This is a genomic window from Dechloromonas denitrificans (assembly GCF_001551835.1).
Classification (GTDB): Bacteria; Pseudomonadota; Gammaproteobacteria; order Burkholderiales; family Rhodocyclaceae; genus Azonexus; species Azonexus denitrificans.
On the sequence record NZ_LODL01000012.1, the window covers coordinates 1 to 5332 of the forward strand.

General features: G+C 52.7%; 1 protein-coding gene, 2 tRNA genes and 3 rRNA genes. 1 reads left to right on the forward strand and 5 read right to left on the reverse strand.

All coding sequences use genetic code 11. The features are described from left to right. Nucleotides 1-25: 25 nt before the first annotated feature. The 5 genes from rrf to AT959_RS06210 all read right to left on the reverse strand — a co-directional run bounded on the left by rrf (nucleotide 26) and on the right by AT959_RS06210 (nucleotide 5097). Nucleotides 26-138, reverse strand: a 5S ribosomal RNA gene (gene rrf / locus AT959_RS06190). Nucleotides 139-240: 102 nt separating this feature from the next. After that, nucleotides 241-3121, reverse strand: a 23S ribosomal RNA gene (locus AT959_RS06195). Nucleotides 3122-3332: 211 nt separating this feature from the next. Continuing rightward, nucleotides 3333-3408 (reverse strand) — tRNA-Ala (locus tag AT959_RS06200). A gap of 13 nt (nucleotides 3409-3421) precedes the next feature. Next, nucleotides 3422-3498: transfer RNA gene (locus tag AT959_RS06205), tRNA-Ile, on the reverse strand. Between the two features lie 61 nt (nucleotides 3499-3559). Next, nucleotides 3560-5097, reverse strand: a 16S ribosomal RNA gene (locus AT959_RS06210). The 16S, 23S and 5S rRNA genes sit together here with 2 tRNA genes alongside, the layout of an rRNA operon. A 52-nt stretch (nucleotides 5098-5149) precedes the next feature. Between AT959_RS06210 and AT959_RS21570 the strand changes: the two genes are divergently transcribed. Further along, nucleotides 5150-5332 (forward strand): hypothetical protein (locus AT959_RS21570; RefSeq protein WP_205629843.1); only part of this gene is annotated, 183 nt, incomplete at its 3' end.

Here is a 5332-nt window from a genome sequence, read left to right on the forward strand (position 1 = left end):
GCAGAAGGGGCTTTGGGTATTGGGAGCCTGGCGGTGACCTACTTTCGCGAGCGGAAGCTCACTATCATCGGCGCTCATCTGTTTCACGGTCCTGTTCGGGAAGGGAAGGGGTGGGTCCAGAGGGCTATAGCCGCCAAGCGTAACTTGTGTGTTTGTCGCGGGTTGAATCGCGCCAAACGCAAAATAGGAGAAGGTTGTTTGTTGTGACTGCTATGAGTTGCTGCAGTATTACAAGGTTATAGGATCAAGCCACACGGGCAATTAGTATCAGTTAGCTTAACGCATTACTGCGCTTCCACACCTGACCTATCAACGTCGTGGTCTTCGACGACCCTTTAGGGAGTTCAAGACTCCGGGAAATCTCATCTTAAGGCAAGTTTCACGCTTAGATGCTTTCAGCGTTTATCTCTTCCGAACATAGCTACCCGGCGATACGACTGGCGTCATAACCGGTACACCAGAGGTTCGTCCACTCCGGTCCTCTCGTACTAGGAGCAGCCCCCTTCAAATTTCCAGCGCCCACGGCAGATAGGGACCAAACTGTCTCACGACGTTTTAAACCCAGCTCACGTACCTCTTTAAATGGCGAACAGCCATACCCTTGGGACCGGCTACAGCCCCAGGATGAGATGAGCCGACATCGAGGTGCCAAACACCGCCGTCGATATGAACTCTTGGGCGGTATCAGCCTGTTATCCCCAGAGTACCTTTTATCCGTTGAGCGATGGCCCTTCCATACAGAACCACCGGATCACTATGACCTGCTTTCGCACCTGCTCGACTTGTGGGTCTCGCAGTCAAGCACGCTTTTGCCATTGCACTTTATGGACGATGTCCGACCGTCCTAAGCGTACCTTCGTACTCCTCCGTTACCTTTTGGGAGGAGACCGCCCCAGTCAAACTGCCCACCATGCACGGTCCCCGATCCGGATTCACGGATCAAGGTTAGAACCTCAAATAAATCAGGGTGGTATTTCAAGGTTGGCTCCACCGAAACTAGCGTCCCGGTTTCACAGCCTCCCACCTATCCTACACAGACCGATTCAAAGTCCAATGCAAAGCTACAGTAAAGGTTCATGGGGTCTTTCCGTCTTGCCGCGGGGAGATTGCATCTTCACAAACATTTCAACTTCGCTGAGTCTCAGGAGGAGACAGTGTGGCCATCGTTACGCCATTCGTGCAGGTCGGAACTTACCCGACAAGGAATTTCGCTACCTTAGGACCGTTATAGTTACGGCCGCCGTTTACCGGGGCTTCGATCAAGAGCTTGCACCCCATCACTTAACCTTCCGGCACCGGGCAGGCGTCACACCCTATACGTCCACTTTCGTGTTTGCAGAGTGCTGTGTTTTTATTAAACAGTCGCAGCCACCATTTCACTGCAACCCCATCGGGCTTTCGTCGCGAGGACTTATACCCTACCGGGGCACACCTTCTCCCGAAGTTACGGTGTCAATTTGCCGAGTTCCTTCTCCTGAGTTCTCTCAAGCGCCTTAGAATTTTCATCCTGCCCACCTGTGTCGGTTTGCGGTACGGTCGAATCTAGACTGAAGCTTAGTGGCTTTTCCTGGAAGCTTGGTATCAATCACTTCAGTGCCGTAGCACCTCGTTATCACGCCTCAGCTTAGCCCCCCGGATTTGCCTAAGGGGCACGCCTACACGCTTGAACCACCTATTCCAACAGATGGCTGACCTAACCTTCTCCGTCCCCACATCGCATCTAGAATCGGTACAGGAATATTGACCTGTTTCCCATCGACTACGCATTTCTGCCTCGCCTTAGGGGCCGACTCACCCTACGCCGATGAACGTTGCGTAGGAAACCTTGGGCTTTCGGCGAGGGAGCTTTTCACTCCCTTTATCGCTACTCATGTCAGCATTCGCACTTCTGATATCTCCAGCATCCTTTACAAGACACCTTCACAGACCTACAGAACGCTCCCCTACCATATCTTTCGATATCCGCAGCTTCGGTGCACAGTTTGAGCCCCGTTACATCTTCCGCGCAGGACGACTCGACTAGTGAGCTATTACGCTTTCTTTAAAGGATGGCTGCTTCTAAGCCAACCTCCTAGCTGTCTATGCCTTCCCACTTCGTTTCCCACTTAACTGTGTCTTGGGGACCTTAGCTGGCGGTCTGGGTTGTTTCCCTCTTGACAATGGACGTTAGCACCCACTGTCTGTCTGCCTTACTCGCACTTGACGGTATTCAGAGTTTGCCATGGGTTGGTAAGTCGCGATGACCCCCTAGCCATAACAGTGCTTTACCCCCGTCAGTGATATAAGACGCACTACCTAAATAGTTTTCGGGGAGAACCAGCTATTTCCGGATTTGTTTAGCCTTTCACCCCTATCCACAGCTCATCCCCTAATTTTTCAACATTAGTGGGTTCGGACCTCCAGTACCTGTTACGGCACCTTCATCCTGGCCATGGATAGATCATCCGGTTTCGGGTCTACGCCGTGCTACTAAACGCCCTTATCAGACTCGCTTTCGCTACGCCTCCCCTATTCGGTTAAGCTCGCAACACAACGTAAGTCGCTGACCCATTATACAAAAGGTACGCAGTCACCGAACAAGTCGGCTCCCACTGTTTGTATGCATGCGGTTTCAGGTTCTATTTCACTCCCCTCCCGGGGTTCTTTTCGCCTTTCCCTCACGGTACTAGTTCACTATCGGTCGATCACGAGTATTTAGCCTTGGAGGATGGTCCCCCCATGTTCAGACAAGGTTTCACGTGCCCCGCCCTACTTTTCGCTAACTTAGTACCACGGATTGGTTTTCATGTACGGGGCTATCACCCACTACGGCCGGACTTTCCATTCCGCTCCATTAACCATTCCGCTATCACTAGCAGGCTGCTCCCCGTTCGCTCGCCACTACTTGGGGAATCTCGGTTGATTTCTTTTCCTCCGGCTACTTAGATGTTTCAGTTCGCCGGGTTCGCCTCCCACACCTATGTATTCAGTGTGGGATACCTCAAAAGAGGTGGGTTTCCCCATTCGGATATCGGGGGATCAAAGCTTCATTGCCAGCTCCCCCCCGCTTTTCGCAGGCTTGCACGTCCTTCATCGCCTGTGATCGCCAAGGCATCCACCACATGCACTTAGTCGCTTGATCCTATAACCTTGTGTTCTCGTCAGAGAACGGCTACAGGCAAACTCATATTTGTGCTGTCTTGTCCGGGCTAAGGGACAAGAACAGATGCAATCACAACGTGTTGCCAACGCCTCATCAGCGCTGCAACACAACCTTCTTCCATTTTGTTAAAGAGCGTAGCAATTGATTGCTCAAAAGCTAAAGATAAACAACCCTGCTTATCTTTAGGTTTTGGTGGAGGATGACGGGATCGAACCGACGACCCCCTGCTTGCAAAGCAGGTGCTCTCCCAGCTGAGCTAATCCCCCTTGATTTTGACGTTGGTGGGTCTGGTTGGAATCGAACCAACGACCCCCGCCTTATCAAGACGGTGCTCTAACCGACTGAGCTACAGACCCTCGTCTGTTTGCTACTACTGAACAACCGATAGGTTGTGGGTGCCAGAGATGCTTTCTCTAGAAAGGAGGTGATCCAGCCGCAGGTTCCCCTACGGCTACCTTGTTACGACTTCACCCCAGTCACGAACCCCGCCGTGGTAAGCGCCCCCCTTGCGGTTAGGCTACCTACTTCTGGCGGAACCCGCTCCCATGGTGTGACGGGCGGTGTGTACAAGACCCGGGAACGTATTCACCGCGACATGCTGATCCGCGATTACTAGCGATTCCGACTTCATGCAGGCGAGTTGCAGCCTGCAATCCGGACTACGATCGGCTTTCTGGGATTGGCTCCACCTCGCGGCTTGGCAACCCTCTGTACCGACCATTGTATGACGTGTGAAGCCCTACCCATAAGGGCCATGAGGACTTGACGTCATCCCCACCTTCCTCCGGTTTGTCACCGGCAGTCTCGTTAAAGTGCCCAACTAAATGATGGCAATTAACGACAAGGGTTGCGCTCGTTGCGGGACTTAACCCAACATCTCACGACACGAGCTGACGACAGCCATGCAGCACCTGTGTTCCAGCTCCCTTTCGGGCACACCCAAATCTCTTCGGGCTTCTGGACATGTCAAGGGTAGGTAAGGTTTTTCGCGTTGCATCGAATTAATCCACATCATCCACCGCTTGTGCGGGTCCCCGTCAATTCCTTTGAGTTTTAACCTTGCGGCCGTACTCCCCAGGCGGTCAACTTCACGCGTTAGCTCCGGTACTAAATGGTTTTACCCACCCAACACCTAGTTGACATCGTTTAGGGCGTGGACTACCAGGGTATCTAATCCTGTTTGCTACCCACGCTTTCGTGCATGAGCGTCAGTATCGACCCAGGGGGCTGCCTTCGCCATTGGTGTTCCTCCACATCTCTACGCATTTCACTGCTACACGTGGAATTCCACCCCCCTCTGCCGTACTCTAGCCTTGCAGTCACAAGCGCAGTTCCCAGGTTGAGCCCGGGGATTTCACGCCTGTCTTACAAAACCGCCTGCGCACGCTTTACGCCCAGTAATTCCGATTAACGCTCGCACCCTACGTATTACCGCGGCTGCTGGCACGTAGTTAGCCGGTGCTTCTTATGCCGGTACCGTCATCCGCACAGGGTATTAACCCATGCGATTTCTTCCCGGCCGAAAGAGCTTTACAACCCGAAGGCCTTCTTCACTCACGCGGCATGGCTGGATCAGGCTTGCGCCCATTGTCCAAAATTCCCCACTGCTGCCTCCCGTAGGAGTCTGGACCGTGTCTCAGTTCCAGTGTGGCGGATCATCCTCTCAGACCCGCTACAGATCGTCGCCTTGGTGAGCCTTTACCTCACCAACTAGCTAATCTGATATCGGCCGCTCAATCAGCGCAAGGCCCGAAGGTCCCCTGCTTTCCTGCGCACAGAATATGCGGTATTAGCGTAACTTTCGCTACGTTATCCCCCACTGAAAGGTACGTTCCGATACATTACTCACCCGTTCGCCACTCGCCACCAGGATTGCTCCCGTGCTGCCGTTCGACTTGCATGTGTAAGGCATGCCGCCAGCGTTCAATCTGAGCCAGGATCAAACTCTTCAGTTCAATCCAACTAATACTCACAATTCACTGACGGTAGATAATTAAATCTACCTCGATGGATCTCTCCATCCGTGTGATTGCCTTTAATACTTTTGTGCAACTTGCGTTGCTAGCATCAAGACACCCACACCTATCGGTTGTTCAAGTTGTTAAAGATCAATTCCGCCGCGCCGTCGTTTTCACTTCGTCTGCAGCAGAGAGGCGAGATTATGAAGAACTTCTTACAAACCGTCAAGCT